Source organism: Caulobacter sp. GW821-FHT12A07 (assembly GCF_058807655.1).
The window spans coordinates 224,361-242,263 of record NZ_JBXAQX010000004.1 but is presented as its reverse complement, the minus strand read 5'-3'; the positions used below and the strand labels follow the sequence as shown (position 1 = coordinate 242,263).

General features: G+C 69.2%; 17 protein-coding genes. 6 read left to right on the top strand and 11 right to left on the bottom strand.

Annotated features, from left to right (window positions below):
- Positions 1 to 7 precede the first annotated feature (7 nt).
- On the top strand, positions 8 to 529 hold the full coding sequence (locus AC1RRS_RS10585) for a homogentisate 1,2-dioxygenase (protein ID WP_492855129.1): 522 nt from the start codon (positions 8 to 10) through the stop codon (positions 527 to 529).
- A gap of 15 nt (positions 530 to 544) precedes the next feature.
- Positions 545 to 1,561: a cytochrome-c peroxidase gene (locus AC1RRS_RS10580; RefSeq protein ID WP_492855128.1), complete on the top strand. Its 1,017-nt coding sequence runs from the start codon at positions 545 to 547 to the stop codon at positions 1,559 to 1,561.
- Here AC1RRS_RS10580 and AC1RRS_RS10575 read toward each other — a convergent pair.
- Together AC1RRS_RS10575 and lepA are read right to left on the bottom strand one after the other, a co-directional pair.
- A complete protein-coding gene (locus AC1RRS_RS10575; protein ID WP_492855127.1) occupies positions 1,558 to 2,031 on the bottom strand; it encodes a RebB family R body protein in 474 nt (157 codons plus the stop codon). The two genes, AC1RRS_RS10580 and AC1RRS_RS10575, sit on opposite strands and share 4 nt — an antisense overlap.
- Before the next feature lie 126 nt (positions 2,032 to 2,157).
- Positions 2,158 to 3,966 carry a translation elongation factor 4 gene (lepA, locus tag AC1RRS_RS10570; RefSeq protein WP_487287752.1) on the bottom strand — a complete coding sequence of 603 codons (1,809 nt, stop codon included), beginning with the start codon at positions 3,964 to 3,966 and terminating at the stop codon, positions 2,158 to 2,160.
- A 102-nt stretch (positions 3,967 to 4,068) separates the two neighbouring features.
- On the opposite strand from lepA, the gene murC reads away from it, so the two are divergent.
- Together murC and murB are read left to right on the top strand one after the other, a co-directional pair.
- Complete coding sequence (murC, locus tag AC1RRS_RS10565; RefSeq protein ID WP_487287751.1) at positions 4,069 to 5,487, top strand: UDP-N-acetylmuramate--L-alanine ligase; 1,419 nt, start codon at positions 4,069 to 4,071, stop codon at positions 5,485 to 5,487.
- Between the two features lie 5 nt (positions 5,488 to 5,492).
- Positions 5,493 to 6,395 (top strand): UDP-N-acetylmuramate dehydrogenase, encoded by a 903-nt coding sequence (murB, locus tag AC1RRS_RS10560; protein WP_492855126.1) that lies wholly within the window; start codon positions 5,493 to 5,495, stop codon positions 6,393 to 6,395.
- Positions 6,396 to 6,601: 206 nt separating this feature from the next.
- On the opposite strand, the gene AC1RRS_RS10555 is transcribed toward murB, so the two are convergent.
- From AC1RRS_RS10555 to didA, 4 genes are all read right to left on the bottom strand, one after another.
- Positions 6,602 to 7,894 (bottom strand): dicarboxylate/amino acid:cation symporter, encoded by a 1,293-nt coding sequence (locus AC1RRS_RS10555; protein WP_492855125.1) that lies wholly within the window; start codon positions 7,892 to 7,894, stop codon positions 6,602 to 6,604.
- A 136-nt stretch (positions 7,895 to 8,030) separates the two neighbouring features.
- Positions 8,031 to 8,366, bottom strand: coding sequence for a hypothetical protein (locus tag AC1RRS_RS10550; RefSeq protein WP_492855124.1), 336 nt, complete (start codon positions 8,364 to 8,366; stop codon positions 8,031 to 8,033).
- A gap of 114 nt (positions 8,367 to 8,480) precedes the next feature.
- Complete coding sequence (dgcA, locus tag AC1RRS_RS10545) at positions 8,481 to 9,494, bottom strand: N-acetyl-D-Glu racemase DgcA (protein WP_492855123.1); 1,014 nt, start codon at positions 9,492 to 9,494, stop codon at positions 8,481 to 8,483.
- A gap of 40 nt (positions 9,495 to 9,534) precedes the next feature.
- Positions 9,535 to 9,759, bottom strand: a complete 225-nt coding sequence (gene didA / locus AC1RRS_RS10540; RefSeq protein ID WP_110117995.1) for a DNA damage-induced SOS-independent cell division inhibitor A — start codon at positions 9,757 to 9,759, stop codon at positions 9,535 to 9,537.
- Positions 9,760 to 9,875: 116 nt separating this feature from the next.
- Here didA and AC1RRS_RS10535 point away from each other — a divergent pair, with 116 nt between their 5' ends.
- Complete coding sequence (locus AC1RRS_RS10535) at positions 9,876 to 10,187, top strand: polyhydroxyalkanoic acid system family protein (RefSeq protein ID WP_110117994.1); 312 nt, start codon at positions 9,876 to 9,878, stop codon at positions 10,185 to 10,187.
- A gap of 200 nt (positions 10,188 to 10,387) precedes the next feature.
- Here AC1RRS_RS10535 and AC1RRS_RS10530 read toward each other — a convergent pair whose 3' ends face one another.
- Together AC1RRS_RS10530 and AC1RRS_RS10525 are read right to left on the bottom strand one after the other, a co-directional pair.
- On the bottom strand, positions 10,388 to 10,855 hold the full coding sequence (locus AC1RRS_RS10530; protein WP_492855122.1) for a low affinity iron permease family protein: 468 nt from the start codon (positions 10,853 to 10,855) through the stop codon (positions 10,388 to 10,390).
- 73 nt (positions 10,856 to 10,928) lie between these two features.
- On the bottom strand, positions 10,929 to 11,342 hold the full coding sequence (locus tag AC1RRS_RS10525) for a DUF983 domain-containing protein (protein WP_492855121.1): 414 nt from the start codon (positions 11,340 to 11,342) through the stop codon (positions 10,929 to 10,931).
- Positions 11,343 to 11,403: 61 nt separating this feature from the next.
- Between AC1RRS_RS10525 and AC1RRS_RS10520 the strand changes: the two genes are divergently transcribed.
- Positions 11,404 to 12,741: an aminotransferase-like domain-containing protein gene (locus AC1RRS_RS10520; RefSeq protein WP_492855120.1), complete on the top strand. Its 1,338-nt coding sequence runs from the start codon at positions 11,404 to 11,406 to the stop codon at positions 12,739 to 12,741.
- 62 nt (positions 12,742 to 12,803) lie between these two features.
- On the opposite strand, the gene AC1RRS_RS10515 is transcribed toward AC1RRS_RS10520, so the two are convergent.
- The 3 genes from AC1RRS_RS10515 to AC1RRS_RS10505 all read right to left on the bottom strand — a co-directional run bounded on the left by AC1RRS_RS10515 (position 12,804) and on the right by AC1RRS_RS10505 (position 17,901).
- Positions 12,804 to 15,923 carry an efflux RND transporter permease subunit gene (locus AC1RRS_RS10515; RefSeq protein WP_492855119.1) on the bottom strand — a complete coding sequence of 1,040 codons (3,120 nt, stop codon included), beginning with the start codon at positions 15,921 to 15,923 and terminating at the stop codon, positions 12,804 to 12,806.
- A gap of 9 nt (positions 15,924 to 15,932) precedes the next feature.
- Positions 15,933 to 17,069: an efflux RND transporter periplasmic adaptor subunit gene (locus AC1RRS_RS10510; protein ID WP_492855118.1), complete on the bottom strand. Its 1,137-nt coding sequence runs from the start codon at positions 17,067 to 17,069 to the stop codon at positions 15,933 to 15,935.
- 106 nt (positions 17,070 to 17,175) lie between these two features.
- On the bottom strand, positions 17,176 to 17,901 hold the full coding sequence (locus AC1RRS_RS10505) for a FadR/GntR family transcriptional regulator (RefSeq protein WP_110117987.1): 726 nt from the start codon (positions 17,899 to 17,901) through the stop codon (positions 17,176 to 17,178).
- Positions 17,902 to 17,903 lie beyond the last annotated feature (2 nt).

Sequence of the window (17,903 nt, the reverse complement as noted above, 5' to 3'; positions counted from 1 at the left end):
CAGAGCCATGCGATTTGTCGTTCTCCTGGCCGCCGGCCTGACCCTGGCCGGTCCCGCCGCCTTCGCCCAGACGCCTGCCGAGCCGGCCTGCGCCGCCCGCGACGCCGACCTGCCGGCGGATCTGGCCGCCTGGCCGGCCAAGGCCCCGTTGGCCGCGGCGACCTCGGCCGCCGATCTGCAGAAGGCGGCGCTGGTTCCCGGCCAGGCCTATGCCGCCGCCCTGTCGCCGACGCCGGAGGTGACCTATGTCGTCCAGCCGGAGAAGCCGGGCGGCACGGTCAGCAAGGGCGGCCTCTTCGCGCTGAAGGTCGAGACGGCGGGGTCCTACGTCATCGCCCTGGGCGCCGGCGCCTGGATCGATGTGCTGAAGGACGGTCAGGCCCAGCGCTCGATCGCTCATGGCCGCGGTCCGGCCTGCTCGACCGTGCGCAAGATGGTCACCTTCGACCTGACGCCCGGCGACTACGTGGTGCAGATCTCGGCCAACGCCGAGGCGAGCCTGCCGATCCTCGTTTCGCGCAAGCCCTGATCAGGAGCGCGGGGCGTGCGGTTCGACCTCTGCGGCAAGGTGCTGGCCCTGGCGGCCGGCCTGCTGCTGACCGCCGCCTTCGCGCCGCCCGTCCTGTCGGGCTTCGACTGGAAACTGCCGGCGGGCGTCGCCCCGCCGCCGGTCCCGGCCGACAACCCGATGTCGGACGCCAAGGTCGCCCTGGGCCGCAAGCTGTTCTACGACGCCGACCTGTCGATCGACGGCACCATGTCGTGCGCCACCTGCCACGAGCAGCGGCGCGGCTTCACCGACGGCAACGCCACCCATCCCGGCGTCCACGGCGACCCTGGTCGGCGCAACATCCAGACCCTGGCCAATGTCGGCTATTTCGGCGCCCTGACCTGGGGTGATGGGAGCGTGAAACGGCTGGAGGATCAGGCCTTGATCCCCATCACTGGGACCAAGCCGGTCGAGATGGGTTTCGCTGGCCAGAAGGCGGTGCTGACCGCGCGCCTCTCCGGGCAGGCCTGCTATCGTCGGATGTTCGCCGATGCGTTCCCAGAGGAGGGCGGGGCGGTGAGCATGGCGACTATCGCCAAGGCCCTGGCCGCCTTCGAGCGCACGCTCGTCTCGTTCGACAGTCCTTACGACCAGCGCCGCCGGGGCGAGGCGGTCGCCGTGTCGGCTCAAGCCCAGCGCGGGGAGCGGCTGTTCAAGGCGACCTGCGCCGGCTGCCACGCGGGCCCTCTGTTCACAGACGCCGAGAAGGTCCGCTTCCACCGCATTGACGCCCCGTTCGCCGGAGACCAGGGCCTGGCCGACGTCACCGGCAAGGCCGCCGACACGGGGCGCTTCCGCACGCCATCCCTGCGCAACGTCGCCTTGAGCGCGCCCTACCTGCACGACGGCTCCGCGCCGACGCTGGAGGCGGCCATCCGTCGGCATCGCGCGGCGATGCGGCTGGAGGATCACGAGGTGGCGGAGCTTGTCGACTTTCTGGGTGCGCTGACCGACGAGAGCTTCGTGACGGCTCCACGGTTTTCCCTGCCTAAGCCTGGGTGCGGGCCCTAGTCTTCCGGAACGGTCCCCACTGCGGAGGCGATCGCGGCTGCCGCAGCCTCCATGGCGGCTTGGGCAGCCGCCTCGGCGGCTGCGGTGGCTTGCTCGACCTTTTCCATCGCCGCGTGCATCGCCGCTTCCTCCGCCGCCCGGGCGGCTTGGAGCGCCTGTTCTAGCGCCGCCTCGGAAGGGGCGCTCGGCGGTGCAGGCGGGGCGGCGCCAAGGATATTCCGGGTCGCCTCGCCGGCGCTGGCGGTGTCGACCGACAGCAGCGTGCTGACGCCTTGCGTCGTCGAGGCCTGCATCGTCACGTTGGACTGCTGCTGGTTGTTCGTCGCGTTGTGCGCGGCGTTCGAAAGCGCCTGGCTCACGGCCACAAACAGGTTGCCCATGGCCATGGCGGGCGCGTCGCCCAGCACCTTGGTGTTCACCTGGCTGACCGAGTCGGTGATCTGATCGTTGACGTTGGTAGGGAAGGCCATGGTCGTCTTCCTGCTGGGACGGGCGACCTTCAAAACGAAAGCCGCGGCTCATCCATTACGAACGGCCGCGGCTTACGAAATAGGAAATTTCGCACAAGGCAGAGGAGGGCGGGGCCCTCCGCCGGATCAATCCTCGTCCATCTTCAGGGCGGCGATGAAGGCTTCCTGCGGGATCTCGACCTTGCCGAACTGGCGCATCCGCTTCTTGCCTTCCTTCTGCTTGTCCAGAAGCTTGCGCTTCCGGCTGGCGTCGCCGCCGTAGCACTTGGCGGTCACGTCCTTGCGCAGGGCGCGGACGGTTTCGCGGGCGATGATCCGGCCGCCGATGGCCGCCTGGATCGGGATGACGAACATGTGCTGCGGGATGAGGTCCTTCATCTTCTCGCACATGCCGCGGCCGCGGCTTTCGGCGCGGCTGCGGTGGACCAGCATCGACAGGGCGTCGACCGGTTCGCTGTTGACCAGGATCGACATCTTCACCAGGTCGCCGGCGCGATAGTCCTCCAGCGCGTAGTCGAAGCTGGCGTAGCCCTTCGAGATCGATTTGAGGCGATCGTAGAAGTCGAACACCACCTCGTTCAGCGGCAGGTCGTAGACGACCATGGCGCGGCTGCCGACGTAGGACAGTTCGCGCTGCATGCCGCGACGGTCCTGGCAGAGCTTGATCACGCCGCCCAGGAACTCGTCCGGGGTGAAGATCGTCGCCTTGATCCAGGGCTCGGCGATCTCTTCGATCTGCATGACGTCCGGCAGGTCGGCCGGGTTGTGCAGCTCGATCTCTTCGCCGCTGCGCATCTTGATCTTGTAGACCACCGACGGGGCGGTCGCGATCAGGTCGAGGTCGAACTCGCGGGACAGGCGCTCCTGGATGATCTCCAGGTGCAGCAGGCCGAGGAACCCGCAGCGGAAGCCGAAGCCCAGGGCCGCGCTGCTTTCCATCTCGTAGGTGAAGCTGGCGTCGTTGAGGCGCAGCTTGCCGACGGCGGCGCGCAGGTCCTCGAAGTCGGCGGCGTCGACCGGGAACAGGCCGCAGAACACCACCGGCACGACTTCCTTGAAGCCCTTCAGGGCTTCGGCCGTCTGCTTCTTCTCGTCGGTGATGGTGTCGCCGACGGCGGCGTCGGCCACTTCCTTGATCGAGGCGGTGAAGAAGCCGACCTCGCCCGGACCCAGTTCCGCGACGTCGGTGGCCTTGGGGGTGAACACCCCGACCTTGTCGATGCGGTGGGTGGCGCCGGTCTGCATCATGCGAACCTGCTGGCCGGCCTTCAGCGTGCCGTCGAAGATCCGCACCAGCACGACCACGCCGAGATAGGCGTCGTACCAGGCGTCGACCAGCAGGGCCTTCAGCGGCGCGTTGCGGTCGCCCTTGGGGGCGGGCAGGCGCTTGACGATGGCTTCCAGCACGTCGGGGATGCCGATGCCGGTCTTGGCCGAGCATTCGACGGCGTCCGAGGCGTCCAGGCCGATGACGTCCTCGATCTGGGCCTTGACCCGCTCGACGTCGGCGGCCGGCAGGTCGACCTTGTTGAGGACCGGAACGATCTCGTGGTTGTTGTCGATGGCCTGGTAGACGTTGGCCAGGGTCTGGGCTTCCACGCCCTGCGAGGCGTCGACGACCAGGATCGAGCCTTCGCAGGCGGCCAGCGAGCGCGACACCTCGTAGGCGAAGTCGACGTGCCCGGGCGTGTCCATCAGGTTGAGGACATAGGTCTCGCCGTCATTGGCCTTGTAGTTCAGGCGCACGGTCTGCGCCTTGATGGTGATGCCGCGCTCCTTCTCGATGTCCATGTTGTCGAGAACCTGGGCGCTCATCTCCCGCGCGGTCAGGCCGCCCGTGGTCTGGATCAGGCGATCGGACAGGGTCGACTTGCCGTGGTCGATGTGGGCCACGATCGAGAAATTGCGGATTTTATCCAGGGGCGTAGAGCTCATGCGCGTGCGTCTATCACATTTGATCCGCTTCGCGAGGGGCCGTGACGGGTTTGCGTCATCGACCCCGTTCACGGCGGGCGTCAAATCGTCTAATCCGACCCGATGATCCAGCGTCGACGACCCGTCCCCTTCGAACTCGGCCCCGTGCACTTCATCGGCATCGGCGGCATCGGCATGTCCGGCATCGCCGAGATCATGATCCGCATCGGCTACACCGTGCAGGGCAGCGATGCGAAAGCCAGCGCCAACACCGAGCGGCTCGAGAAGCTCGGCGCGCGCATCTTCGTCGGCCATGACGCGGCCAATGTCGAAGGCGCCTCGGCCATCGTCTATTCGACGGCGGTGAAGGCCGATAACCCGGAAATGGTCGCCGGCCGCGACAAGCGCCTGCCGCTGGTCCGCCGCGCCGAGATGCTGGCCGAGCTGATGCGGCTCCAGTTCTCGGTCGCCGTGGGCGGCACGCACGGCAAGACCACGACCACCTCGATGGTGGCGGCCCTGCTCGACGCCGGCGGTCTGGACCCGACGGTCGTCAACGGCGGCATCATCAACGCCTACGGCACCAACGCCAAGGTCGGCGAGGGCGACTGGATCGTCGTCGAGGCCGACGAGAGCGACGGCTCGTTCCTGAAGCTGAAGTCGACGGTGGCCATCGTCACCAACATCGACGCCGAGCACCTGGACCACTGGGGCGACTTCGACGCGGTCAAGCGCGGCTTCCAGGACTTCATCGAGAACATCCCGTTCTACGGTTTCGCCGCCGTCTGCACCGATCACCCGGAAGTGCAGGCCCTGACCTCGCGGATCGAGAACCGCCGCCTGGTGACCTACGGGACCAACCCGCAGGCCGAGGTGCGCGTCTCCAACGTCGAGATGGGTCCCGAGGGCGCCAGCTTCGACATCGTGATCTCGCCGCTGGAGGGCGATCAGGTCCGCTATGAGGGCCTGAAGATGCCGATGGCCGGGCACCACAACGTGCTCAACGCCACCGCCGCCGTGGCCGTGGCCCGCGAACTGGGCGTCGACGCCGACAGCATCCGCGCCGGCCTGGCTGGGTTCGGCGGGGTCAAGCGCCGGTTCACCACCACGGGCGTCGCCAACGGGATCCGCGTGGTCGACGACTACGGCCACCACCCGGTCGAGATCGCCGCCGTGCTCAAGGCCGCCCGCGCGGTCAGCCAGGGCAAGGTGATCGCCGTGGTCCAGCCGCACCGCTACACCCGCCTGCGCGACCTGATGACCGAGTTCAGCAGCTGCTTCAACGACGCCGACACCGTGGTCGTCGCCGACGTCTACACGGCCGGCGAGCAGCCGATCGAGGGCGTCGATCGCGACCATCTGGTCGAGGGTCTCAAGAAGTTCGGCCACCGCCGCGCCCTGCCGCTGGAAAGCCCGGCGGCCCTGCCGGCCCTGATCGCGGCCGAAGCGACCAGCGGCGACCTCGTGGTGCTGCTGGGGGCCGGGGACATCACGTCCTGGGCCTACGCCCTGCCGGGCCAGCTGGAAGCGCTGGCGAAGTAAATCTGATGACCTGGAAGACCCAACTCCCGACCGTCCGCGGCAAGCTGCTGATCGACGAGGCGCTGGCCCCGTTCACCTGGTTCCGCGTCGGCGGGCCGGCCGACGTGGTGTTCCTGCCGGCCGACGAGCAGGACCTGGCCGACTTCCTGAAGGCCCTGGATCCGGCCGTGCCGGTCATGGCCATCGGCGTCGGCTCCAACCTGCTGGTCCGCGACGGCGGCGTCGAGGGCGTGATCATCCGCCTGGGCAAGGGCTTCAACGACGTCCGCAAGCTGGACGACGTCAGCATTCATGCGGGGGCCGCCGTGCCCGACGCGGTCGTGGCGCGTAAAGCGGCCGAGTTCGGGATCGCCGGGCTGGAGTTCTTCGCCGGCATTCCCGGCACTGTCGGCGGCGCGGTGGTCATGAACGCCGGCTGCTACGGTTCGGAGACCACCAACATCATCGCCACCGCGACGGTGATGGACCGCAAGGGCAAGGTCTTCCTGATGGGAGACGACGACCTGAAGCACACCTATCGGCATAGCGCGATCCAGGGCACGGACCTGATCGTTCTGAGTGCGGTGTTTGAGGGAACCGTGGACGCGCCCGAGGCGATCAAGGCCCGCATGGCCGAGATCACCAGCCGTCGCGAGACCACCCAGCCGATCCGCGAAAAGACCGGCGGCTCGACCTTCAAGAACCCGCCGGGCCACTCGTCGTGGAAGCTGGTCGACGAGGCCGGCTGGCGCGGCAAGCTGTTCGGCGGCGCGATGTTCAGCCCCCTGCACAGCAACTTCCTGATCAACACCGGCGAGGCCACGGCCGCCGACCTGGAAGGCCTGGGCGACACAGTCCGCGCCGACGTGCTGGCCAAGACCGGCGTCCAGCTGGACTGGGAAATCAAGCGGATCGGCAGACCGGCCTGACGGCCGGCCCCCTCAGTCGCTCCGCGACAGCTCCCCCAGAGGGGGAGCATCTGAGGTCGCACAAGTAATCCTCCCCCTCTGGGGGAGGTGGCCCGGAGGGCCGGAGGGGGGGACGTTTTCAGCTGCCGCTGACGACGGCCGATTTCGCAGCCGCTTCCCTCTCCGTCGCCTTCGGCGACACCTCTCCCTGCAGGGAGAGGGTTTGATCATACGTCCTTCTTCGACAGATACTCCTCCACATCGATCTCCTTCTCCCACCGGGCCACGGCCGTGGCGATCGACAGGTCGCAGGTCACGTTCGGCACGGTGCGGATCATGTCCAGGATGCGGTCGAAGGGCAGGATGAAGCCGACGATGATCGCCGTCTGGGTGGGGCCGATGCCGATCGTGGCCAGGACCGCGGCCAGCACGAACAGCGAGCCCGACGGCACCGGGGCCACGCCCATGGCGACGATGGTGGTGGTCACCGCCACCAGGGCGTAGTCGGCAAGCGTCAGGGGCACGCCGAAGGCCTGGGCGGCGAACAGGGTCAGCATGGCCACGTACATGGCCGTGCCGTCCATGCCGATGGTCGCGCCCAGCGGCAGGACGGTCGACGAGATCGACGGCTTGATGCCCAGATTGTCTTCCGCCACCCGGATCGCCACCGGCAGGGTCGCCGAGCTGGACGAGGTGGAGAAGCCGACCAGGATGGCGTCCATGCAGCCGCGATAGAACGGCACGAGCGGCAGCCAGGCCCCTAGCCGGACGACGGCGGCGTGAGTGACGAAGGTCTGGATGGCCGCGCCGATGATCACGCAGACCCCCAGCTTGGCCACGTGCAGGAAGGTCTCGGGCCCGTTCGTGCCCATGACCACGGCGATCAGGGCGAAGACCCCGAACGGCGCGGCCTCCATCACGAAGCCGACGATGCGCAGCATCACCTCGCTGGCGCTGGCCAGCAGCTTGGCGACTGGTGCGCCGTCCTCCCCGGCCACGATCACTCCGGCCCCGACCAGCACGGCGAAGAAGATGATCGCCAGGGTCTCGCCCTCGGCCAGGGCCTTGATCGGGTTGAGCGGCACGATGCCGATGAACAGCTCGGCCGGCGACTTGGGCGTGGCCACCGCCTGGGGGGCGGCGTTGTGCAGGTCGGCGCCGACGCCGGGTCCCAGCAGGCTGGCGATGATCAGGCCGATGGTCACCGCGATCAGGGTGGTCAGCACGTACATGGCGATGGTCTTGACGCCGATGCCGCCCAGCCGCTTGGCGTCGCCCAGCTGGGCCACGCCCGAGGCGATGATCACGAACACCAGCGGGGCCACCATCATGCGGATCAGCCGCACGAAGATCTCGCCCATCCATTTGAGGCTGGTGGCGCCTTCGCCCCAGAAATAGCCGACCACGGCCCCGACCACGAGGGCGGCCAGGATCCGTTTCCACAGCGAGATCCCGAACCAGACCTGCAGCGGGTTCCTGCGGGGCGAGGGCGGCGGCGCGGCGGCGAGGGCGTCGGTCATGCCCGCCAGAGCACGGCGTTATGCGGAGTGGGTCAAGTCCTCGAACCGATCTCTTCGCTGGTCACGCCCGCCACAAAAGCAGGTATCGACCCCCGCTAAAGCGACCCGATCGTCGGAACAGGCGGCGAGCAAAACGTCAGCCGCACTTTTCGTTATGGGCCATCAAAATGATCCGTCGCGCCAGCTCGGCATAGACCTCAGGTCTCCGGCTGTCGTTGGCGACGACCTCGGCTTCCAAGACGCCATAGGTCGCCTCAAGTTCGTTGTTGGCGCGATCGACACCCATGCCGATCCATTCGAGCACTTCTTCCGCCTCGAGCGCCGCGCCATGCGAGCAGCCGCCGTTCGCTTGCAGAACCCGCACCACCGGCCTGCCGGCCTGTCCGAGGTGAACGCGCATTCTGAGGAAATTATGCGTTGGGCCGGTAATATGGCTGCCCCGATAGAATTCGCCGTCTTTCGTCACGCGCATGGAGACATCCCGTCATGCCGGGAGGCGCGAGCCACCCTGCCGTCGTCCTCTGGCGCTATCGGTATCTGTGAAGGCCTTCGACACAAGGCCGGCAATGACGGACGGGCGAAAAAACTACAGCCAAAGCCCCTCGGCGTCGATCGCATCCCCCCAGAACCCCGCGGCCGGCGGCACGATCCGGCCGGCCTCGACGCGCAGGCCGCCCGGGTGATCGTCCTTAAGCCACCACGGCCCGTCGAGATCGGCGAAGGCGCATTCGGCGGCCAGGTGCAGGGCCGGGGCGATGGCCAGGGACGAGGCGACCATGCAGCCGGTCATCAGGGTGAAGCCGAGGTCCTTGGCCGCGCGCAGCATCGCCAGCGCCTCGGTCAGGCCGCCGGATTTGTCGAGCTTCAGGTTTACGGCCTGGTAGCGCGCGCGCAGGGCCGGCAGGTCGGCGGCGGTGTGCACCGACTCGTCGGCGCAGATCGGGAAGGGCGGGGCGTAGCCCTCCAGGGCGGCGTCTTCACCGGCGGGCAGGGGCTGCTCGACCAGGGCGATATTCAGGCGCGACAGCTGGTCCTCCAGCCCGCGCAGGATCTCGAAGGTCCAGCCCTCGTTGGGATCGACGATCAGGGCGGCGTCGGGGGCGGCCTGGGCCACCGCAGCCAGGCGGGCGGCGGGGTCTTCGGCGGACAGCTTGATCTTGATCAGCGGCGCGTCGGCGACCTTGCGGGCGGCGGCTGCCATGGCGTCCGGCGTATCCAGGCTGACGGTGACGGCGGTGACCAGAGAGGGCGGGACGGCAAGGCCGGTGCTCGTGGCGACCGACACGCCCGTGGTCTTGGCCCGCAGGTCCCAGATGGCGCAGTCGAGGGCGTTGCGCGCGGCGCCTGCCGGCAGCAGGGCCAGGGCTTCGGAAAGATCCGCGCCCATGGCGATCAGGCGGGCGGCGGGGGCCAGCTGCGCCTCGACGCCCGCGACCGTCTCGCCGTAGCGGGCGTAGGGCACGCTCTCGCCGCGACCGATGTGACCGCCCTCGGCGATCTCGACCACCACCACCTCGGCGGTGGTCTTGACCCCGCGCGAGATGCGGAACGGGGCGGCGAGCGGGTGGCTGACGGGGCGGACGGCGACGAGACGGCTCATGCCGTTGGCTTGGCGCCGTTCGAGGTGTTTGGCGAGAGGCTCAGCGTTTGTCGAAGCGCGGGATCGGCGAGTCGGCGCGGCGCTGGGCCATCACCTGCAGGGCCAGGCGCGGGCGGATCACGAACAGACCGGCCCAGACCAGCAGCACGCCGGCGTAGGAGATCGACCCCCAGACCCCGGTCGGACGTCCCGGGCGGCCGGCGCGCACGCGGCGGGCGGTGCGGACGGGGGCGTCGAAGTACTGGGTCATGGCGATGTCGGTCATGGCTTCCTCCGTGGACGCTGCCGAACCTGCGCCTTGGGTGCGTCAGAACTGGACGTATAGCCGAACTGCCATGTCGTCCCTATGTCTGGGGCGAAATACGTCCTTCTGGAGTTCCCATGTCGAAGCCGGTCACCATCAACATCCCCCACGAACTCGGCGTGGCCGAGGCCAAGCGGCGGATCGAGAGCGGCTTCGAGCAGCTGGGCGCCCAGATCCCCGGCGGCCTGGCCAACGTCACCAAGGCCTGGCGCGACGACGTGATGGATTTCTCGGCCGTGATCATGGGCCAGACCATCACCGGCAAGCTCAACGTCGCGGCCAATGTGGTGCTGGTCGAGGTCGTTCTGCCGGGGTTCCTGGGGATGATCGCCGGCAAGATCACGGGGCAGGTGAAGAAGCAGGGCACGCTGCTGCTAGAGAAGAAGTAGGGGGCGACGCTTTAACCCCTCTCTCTTTGAGAGAGGGAGGGGCCCGCGCCGAAGGCGTGGGAGGGTGAGAGGTTACATTCTCTCCGGACAAGGTACGGCTTCGGTGAGGCGTGGATTTGCCGGCAAGCGGTGAAACCCCTCACCCTCCCACCGCTTCGCGGCGGGCCCCTCCCTCTCCCTATGGAAGAGGGGACGAAATTCTATCCCTTCGCGGTCGCCCGCTTGCGGGGCGCGGCGGACTTGGCGCGCGAAGCCTTCGCCGGCGTCGTCTTGCCCTTCTTCTCACGCAGGGCGGTGACCTTCTCCAGCCGGTCGTGGGCTCGCTCGGCGGCCGCCTTGCACTGGGCGTGGTAGGCGTCGAGCTCCTTCTCCGACAGCTTTTCGATGCCGACGAAGTCGTTGTCGGCGGTCGAGGTCAGGATCAGTTCGTCGAGCTTGGCCTGCACCGCCTCGCTGTCGCGGTTCTGGGTGTTCTGGATCAGGAACACCATCAGGAAGGTGATGATCGTGGTGCCGGTGTTGATCACCAGCTGCCAGGTCTCGGAGAACTTGAACACCGGCCCGGAGACCGCCCACAGGATCACCAAGCCCAGGCAGGCCAGGAAGGTGACGGGGCGGCCAGTCACCTGAGCGGTGGCGTTGGCGAACTTGGCGAAGAACTTGTCCACGGCGGGCTCCAGGCGCTTTCCAGTCAAACGCCGCCGTGGCCGGCTTCGTTCAGGGCCAGCTTCAGAGCCTGCTTCAGAGTCTTCTGGGATCGTGGTCGTGGCGGCCCAGGCTCTCGAACTTGCCTTCCTCGGCCTTGTTGACGAACTGGGCGGCCACCAGCCAGGCCTTCACCGGCCGCAGGGTGGCCAGGCACCCGATGATCAGGGCCGGGAAGGTGGTGACGAAGTGCACCCAGACCGGCGGGTGGTAGGCGACCTCGACCCAGGCGAAGACGAAGGTGACCAGGATGCCGACGCCGCTCATCACGAAGAAGGCCGGGCCGTCGGCCGGCTCGGCGAAGCCGTAGTCCAGGCCGCAGCGGTCGCACGACGGAGCCAAGGCCAGAAAGCCTTTGAACAGCTTGCCCTCGCCGCAGCGCGGGCAGCGCTGGCGCAGGCCGCTGATCACCGGCGGCGGCGGATCGAAAAACTCGTCAGCGGGCGTCATGACCCCTACCTACAATCCGAAAATTGATCCATACATTGTGCGATAAATGTATGGATCAATGATGGGCGACGCAAGGGATCTTCCGGCGGGGGCGGCCTGGCTGCGGCGCGTGGCCGCGGGCGAGGGGCCGATCTACCGCCGGCTGTTCGAGGCCCTGCGCAGCGCCATCGCCGACGGCGAGCTGTCGGCCGGCGAGCAGTTGCCGCCGCAGCGGACGGTGGCGGGCCTGCTGGGCGTCGACTTCACCACCGTCACCCGCGCCTACGCCCTGGCCCGCGAGCAGGGGCTGGTGGAGGGAACGGCCGGGCGGGGCACCTTCGTGCGTCGGCGGGCGGGCGAAGAGGAGGCCGGGCGCGTCGACCTCTCCATGAACCTGCCGCCCCAGCCCGAGGGCCTGTCGTTGGCCGCGCTGCTGCGCGAGACGACGGCGGCGGTGCTGGCCCGCACCGATCTTGCGACCTTGATGGCCTATCACGCCGGCCCCGGTTCGCTGGCGCAGCGGGCGGCGGGCGCGGCCTGGCTGGCGCCGGGACTGGGCGCGGTGGATCCCGAGCGGGTCGTGGTCTGCGCGGGCGCCCAGGCGGCCCTTTCCGCGATCCTGGCGGTGGAGACCGCGCCGGGCGACGCCGTGGTGGTCGAGGCCCTGACCTATCCCGGCCTGCTTGCGGCCCTGGCTGCGCGCGGCGTGCGCGCCGTCGCCTGTCCGATGGACGGGGAGGGGCTCATCCCCGAGGCCCTGGCCGAGCGCCTGGCCACGAGCGGCGCGCGGCTCGTGGTCGTCACCCCGACCTGGCAGAACCCGACCACGGCGACCATGAGCCCAGCCCGGCGGGCGGCGATCGTCGAGGTCTGCGCCAGGGCCAGCGTCCGCATCGTCGAGGACGACGCCTATGGCCGGCTGCCCGATCCGGCGCCGGCGGCCCTGGCTCGCCTGGCGCCCGAACGGACGTGGCATGTGGCGACCCTGGCCAAGGCCCTGACGCCGGGCCTGCGCATCGCCTATGTCGCCGCCCCCCATGCAGAGGCCGCCGAGCGCCTGGCCGCCGCCGGCCACGCCCTGTGCCAGATGCCCGCGCCGCTGATGGCGGCGGTGGCGACGGCCTGGATCCGCGAGGGGACGGCGCAGGCGATCCTGGCCGGGGTGCGGATCGAGGCGCTGGCCCGGCGCGCCCTGGCCGCCGAGATCCTGCCGCGCGCGATCGGCCCGGCCGGCTGCCTGCACGTCTGGCTGGATCGGGTGGAGGCGTTGGCGCCGGAGGGACTGTCGCTGGCGCCCGCCGCCCTGTTCGCCGCGCCCGGGATCGCCGCCCCAGGAACCGCCATGGACGGCGCGCGGCTGTCGCTGGGCGCGCCGGGCAAGCGGGCGGTGCTGGCCTCAGCCCTGCGGCGTCTGGCCTAGGATCTCGGGCACGAAAAAGGGGCGGACCCGGAAGTCCGCCCCTTCGATCGTCTTTGGCCGGCTCAGTCGACCAGCGGTCCTTGCGGGCCGTGACCGGCGGGGGCCGCCTCGCCGGTCGGCGCCGGCCCGTGGTGCGAGTGATGGAAGAACCGCCCCATCAGCTTGTTCGACCAGTTCTTCACCTGGTCCATGAACACGAACACCACCGGGATGTAGAGCAGCGACAGGAAGGTCGAGGTGATCAGGCCGCCGATGACGGTGATCGCCATCGGGGCCCGGAACTCGACATCGGCGCCGAAGCCGATGGCCACCGGCACCATGCCCGCGCCCATGGCCACGGTGGTCATCAGGATCGGCCGGGCCCGCTTGTGGGCCGCGTCGATCAAGGCCTCGCGGCGGGTCATCTTGCCGTCCTTCATCGCCATGATCGCGTACTCGACCAGCAGGATCGAGTTCTTCGCGGCGATGCCCATCAGCATCAGGATGCCGATCAGGCTCGACATCGAGAAGCTGCTGTTGACCAGCTTGAGCAGGGCGAAGGCGCCGCCGATGGCCAGCGGCAGGGCGGCCATGATGGTCACCGGGTGGGCGAAGCTGCGGAACAGCAGCACCAGCACGACGTACATCAGCAGCAGGCCGGTCACGAGGGCCATGACGAAGCCGGAGATCATCTCGGCGATGAACTCGGCGTCGCCGGCGGCCACTTCCTTGACGCCGTTGGGCAACGACTTGACCGAGGGCAGGGCGTGCACCCGCTTGGAAGCGTCGCCGACCACGATGCCGTCGAGTTCGGCGGTGATCTCGGCCACGCGCGAGCGGTCCTGGCGGTTGATCTGAGAGGGACCGGCGCCGAAGCGGATGTCGGCCACCGCGTTCAGCGGGACCGAGGCTCCGCTGGACGAGGGCACCTTCAGGGTCTCCAGCACCGACAGGTCCTCGAGCGCGTTCTGCGTCAGGCGCAGGCGGATCGGCACCTGGCGGTCGCCCAGATTGTACTTGGGCAGGGACTGGTCGACGTCGCCGATGGTCGCCACCCGCACGGCCTGCGAGATCGCGCCGGCCGAGACGCCCATGCGGGCGGCCTGGTCGGGACGCGGGGTGACGATGATCTCCGGACGGGCGATCGAGGCGGTGTTGACGACGTTTGCCAGGCCCGGGACCGAGCGCATCTCGGCCTCGACCTTGCGGGCGGCGGCTTCCAGCTCGGGACCGTCGTCGCCGACCAGCCGCAGGGTGTAGCTGCCGCCGTCGCCGGGGCCGCCGCCGCTGTTGCTGCCCGCGCCGATGCGGGCGCCGGGGATCGCCTTGAACTGGTCGACCATCTGGCGCGTGAACAGCTGCTGGTTCATCCGCTCGCCCTTGGGCACCAGGTCGGCGGTGACGCGCGCCTTGTTGACCCCGTCGTTGCCGACCGAGGCGTAGACACTCTTCACTTCCGGACGGGCCTTCAGCTCGCGGGCGACGCGCTGGGCGATGGCGTCGGTCTCGTCGAGGGTGGAGCCGGGCGGCAGCTCGATCGAGAACGGCGCGCGGCCGCGGTCGGCCGCCGGCTGGAACTCGAAGGGCAGCAGCGGGATCAGGGCCAGCGACGCGACGAAGCTGACGAAGCCGATGATCAGCACCTTCCACTTGTTGCGCAGCGACCAGTTGAGGGCGCGCAGGTAGCCCGGCATCCAGAACGGGTCGGTGTCGGGCTTGTGGTGCGGCTTGAGCATGTAGGCGCCCATCAGCGGCGTCAGCATGCGGGCGACCAGCAGCGAGAACAGCACCGAGACGCAGGCGGCCAGGGCGAAGGCCTTGAAGAACTGGCCGATGATCCCGGGCATGAAGCCGGTCGGGGCGAACACCGCCACGATGGTGAAGGTGGTGGCCACCACGGCCAGGCCGATCTCGTCGGCCGCCTCCATCGCCGCGTTGTAGGGCGACTTGCCGCCGCGCATGTGGCGGACGATGTTCTCGATCTCGACGATGGCGTCGTCGACCAGGATGCCCACGGTCAGCGACAGGGCCAGCAGGGTGACGCCGTTCAGCGACTGGCCCAGCGGGGCCATGATCGCGAAGGTCGGCAGCAGCGACAGCGGAATGGCCACGGCCGCCAGGAAGGTGGCGCGCCAGTCGCGCAGGAAGATGAACACGACGATGACCGCCAGGACGGCGCCGAGGACCAGGGCCTCCATCGACGCCCAGTAGCTTTCCTCGATGTACTTCACGTTGGAGGTCAGCTCGGTGATCGTCAGCTCGGGATGCTCCTTGTCGAGCTTCTCGATGGCCTTGCGGACCTTCTCGGCGACCTTGACCTCGCTGGCGCCGCGCGAGCGGACCATGTTGAAGGTCACGACTTCCTGGTTGTCGGCGCGGGCGCGGTTGCGCGGCTCGGCCCAGCGATCGGTGACTTCGCCGAGGTCGCCCAGGCGCACGGTGCCGCCCGAGGACAGCGGAATGCGGGTCTCGCGAAGCTGGTCCACCGAGCCGGCCGCGCCCAGGGTGCGGATGGCGCGCTCGGAGCCCGAGACGGTCACCCGGCCGCCGGGCAGGTCGGCGTTGGTGCTGGCCAGGGCCTGGCTGACGGCGGCGGCGGTGACGCCGCGCGCGGACAGGCGGTCGGGATCCAGGGCGACCTGGATCTCGCGGCTGACGCCCCCGAGACGATTGACTTCGCCGATGCCCTTGATGGCCAGCAGGGTGCGGGCGACGTCGTTGTCGACGAACCAGCTGCGCTGCTCGGGCGTCATGTTCGGGCCCTTGACCACATAGGTGATCAGCGGGTCGCCGGAGATGTCGATGCGGGTGACGTTGGGGATCTGCATGTCCTGCGGCAGGGCGGACTGCAGGTTGGACATGGCGTTGCGCACGTCGTTGGTGACGCGCTCGTGGTCGACCCCCAGCTCGAACTCGATCATGGTCGACGAGTAGCCGTCGCCCACGGTCGAGGTGATGTGGCGCACCTGGCCCAGGCCCGCGACCGAGTCCTCGATCAGGCGGGTGACCTGGGTCTCCAGTTCGCTGGGAGCGGCGCCCGGTCGCGAGGCCGAGATCACCACCAGCGGCAGGTCGACGTCCGGGTTGTTGTTGATCCGCATGCTGGCGAAGCCGGAGATCCCGGTGATCGTCAGCATCACGAAAAGCATCAGGACGGGGATCGGATTCTTGATCGCCCAGCGCGAGATGTTGTTGGCGTTCATCGGCCGGCCCTAGCGTTTGGCGGCGGAAAGGGTGGGCGCGGGCAGCACGCCCGACACCCGCACCGCGTCGCCGTCGCCCAGGAAGCCGGCGCCCTGCACGATCACGCGCTCGCCGGCCTGCACGCCGTCGACGGCGGTGACCTCGCCCGTGCGGGCGAGGACGGCGACCTTGCGGAACTGGGCCTTGTGCTGGGCGTCGATCAGGAACACTCCCGCCTGGTTCTGGCGATAGAGGATCGAGGCGCTAGGCACGACGGGCGAGGCCTGGTCGCCGGCCTGGATCTGGGCGCGGGCGAACATCCCCGGGCGGAAGGCGCCCATCGACGACAGGGCGATGCGGGCCACGCCCAGGCGGGTCTGGGTGTCGACCTCGGAGGTGACGAGGCGCACGCGGCCTTCGGCCTGGCCGACCTGCTCGGAGGCGATGCGGGCGGGCATGCCGGCCTTGACCACGCCGAGGTCGGTCTCGGGGATCTCGGCGTCCAGCTCCAGGCGGCCGTCGCGGACGATGCGGAAGAGCTCGCTGCCGGCGCTGACGATCTGGCCCTTGGTGACGCTGCGGCGGACGATCAGGCCCGAGACGGGCGCGCGGATCGAGGCCTGGGCCAGGCGGGCGGCGGTCTCGCCCTGGGCGGCCTGGGCCGAGGCCAGCTGGGCGGCGGCGGTGGCTTGCTTGGCCGTGGCGGTGTCGAGCGAGGAGGCCGACAGGAAGCCCTTGGCCTGCAGCTCGCGCGAGCGGCGCAGAGAGGCTTCGGCCTCGGCCAGGGTGGCGCGGGCGCTGGCGACGGCGGCTTCCTGCTGGCGCAGCTGGGCGCGCAGCAGGGTGTCGTTGAGGGCGACCAGAACCTGGCCCTGGCGGACGAACTGGCCTTCCTCGGCGTTGACGGCGACGGCGGTCAGGCCGCCGGTCTCGGCGCCGACCGGCACCTCTTCCCAGGCCGAGATGGTGCCGGAGGCGTTGACCACGCGGGGCAGGGGCAGCACGGCGACCGGCGCGACGCTGACCGTCTGGGCGGCGACGGGCTTCTTGCCCTTGGCCTCGGCCTTCTTTTCCTTGCCGCAGGCGGAAAGGCCGACGGCGCAAACCGTCAGAACCAGGGCCAGCGCCGTCGTGCGCCCGAAAGACCCCTTGAACCCGTAACCCACGACCTGCCCCTTTTTCGCCGAAGTCCCAGCTGGGTCTTCTAGACGAGAAACCGGGTTCGCCGAATTAAATCGGGGTAAGGCGCGTCCAGCGGGCAGGCGGAGGGGGTCAGGCTTCCTTGCGCGCGCCCTGCGCCTCGGTCGCCGAGGCCGCGCGGATCAGCTCCAGCACGTCGACGATGATCGCCTGCATGGCGGTCTGGGCGGCCACGGCGTCGCGGGCGATGATGGCGTTGGCCACGTCCTCGTGCGAGGGGATCGAGGCCGTGCGGCCCTTGATGCGGTTGGTGAAGCGGATCGAGATCCGCAGCGCCGTGTTCACCAGCTCGTGCAGCTCGCTGTAGAACGGGTTCTTGGTCGCGCTGAGGATGGCGATGTGGAAGGCGATGTCGGCGGTCAGCGGATCGTCCTCGCCCTCGGCGGCGGCCTTCATCCGGGCCAGGCCCTTGCGGATGGCCTCCAGGCCCGCCTCGTCGGCGTTGCGGGCGGCCAGGGCCGCGGCCACCGGCTCGATCCCCAGGCGCATCTCGGTGAAGTCCGACAGCAGGCGCAGGCTGAACTTGCGCTCCAGCAGCCAGCGCAGCACGTCGGGATCGAGCAGGTTCCAGTTGGCTTCCGGCTCGACCACCGTGCCGTGGCGGGGGCGGGCGCTGAGCAGGCCCTTGGCGGTGAGCATCTTCACCGCCTCGCGCGTCACCGTGCGGCTGGCCCCGAACTTCTTGGACAGTTCGCCTTCGGTCGGAAAACCGATCTCGGCGTATTCGCCCGTGACGATGGCCTGACCAAGAGATTCCACGAGGCCGTAGGTGAGGCTCAGTCCAGGCTGGGTGCGCATCG

What these genes read in the sequence shown, in the direction of transcription:
- AC1RRS_RS10535 (WP_110117994.1), top strand. Translation starts at nt 9,876, where the DNA reads ATGTCGAAGCCGGTCACCATCAACATCCCCCACGAACTCGGCGTGGCC.
- AC1RRS_RS10575 (WP_492855127.1), bottom strand. Translation starts at nt 2,031, where the DNA reads ATGGCCTTCCCTACCAACGTCAACGATCAGATCACCGACTCGGTCAGC.
- murC (WP_487287751.1), top strand. Translation starts at nt 4,069, where the DNA reads ATGATCCAGCGTCGACGACCCGTCCCCTTCGAACTCGGCCCCGTGCAC.
- AC1RRS_RS10555 (WP_492855125.1), bottom strand. Translation starts at nt 7,894, where the DNA reads ATGACCGACGCCCTCGCCGCCGCGCCGCCGCCCTCGCCCCGCAGGAAC.
- didA (WP_110117995.1), bottom strand. Translation starts at nt 9,759, where the DNA reads ATGACCGACATCGCCATGACCCAGTACTTCGACGCCCCCGTCCGCACC.
- AC1RRS_RS10525 (WP_492855121.1), bottom strand. Translation starts at nt 11,342, where the DNA reads ATGACGCCCGCTGACGAGTTTTTCGATCCGCCGCCGCCGGTGATCAGC.
- AC1RRS_RS10505 (WP_110117987.1), bottom strand. Translation starts at nt 17,901, where the DNA reads ATGCGCACCCAGCCTGGACTGAGCCTCACCTACGGCCTCGTGGAATCT.
- AC1RRS_RS10550 (WP_492855124.1), bottom strand. Translation starts at nt 8,366, where the DNA reads ATGCGCGTGACGAAAGACGGCGAATTCTATCGGGGCAGCCATATTACC.
- AC1RRS_RS10520 (WP_492855120.1), top strand. Translation starts at nt 11,404, where the DNA reads ATGGGCGACGCAAGGGATCTTCCGGCGGGGGCGGCCTGGCTGCGGCGC.
- AC1RRS_RS10585 (WP_492855129.1), top strand. Translation starts at nt 8, where the DNA reads ATGCGATTTGTCGTTCTCCTGGCCGCCGGCCTGACCCTGGCCGGTCCC.
- dgcA (WP_492855123.1), bottom strand. Translation starts at nt 9,494, where the DNA reads ATGAGCCGTCTCGTCGCCGTCCGCCCCGTCAGCCACCCGCTCGCCGCC.
- lepA (WP_487287752.1), bottom strand. Translation starts at nt 3,966, where the DNA reads ATGAGCTCTACGCCCCTGGATAAAATCCGCAATTTCTCGATCGTGGCC.
- murB (WP_492855126.1), top strand. Translation starts at nt 5,493, where the DNA reads ATGACCTGGAAGACCCAACTCCCGACCGTCCGCGGCAAGCTGCTGATC.
- AC1RRS_RS10515 (WP_492855119.1), bottom strand. Translation starts at nt 15,923, where the DNA reads ATGAACGCCAACAACATCTCGCGCTGGGCGATCAAGAATCCGATCCCC.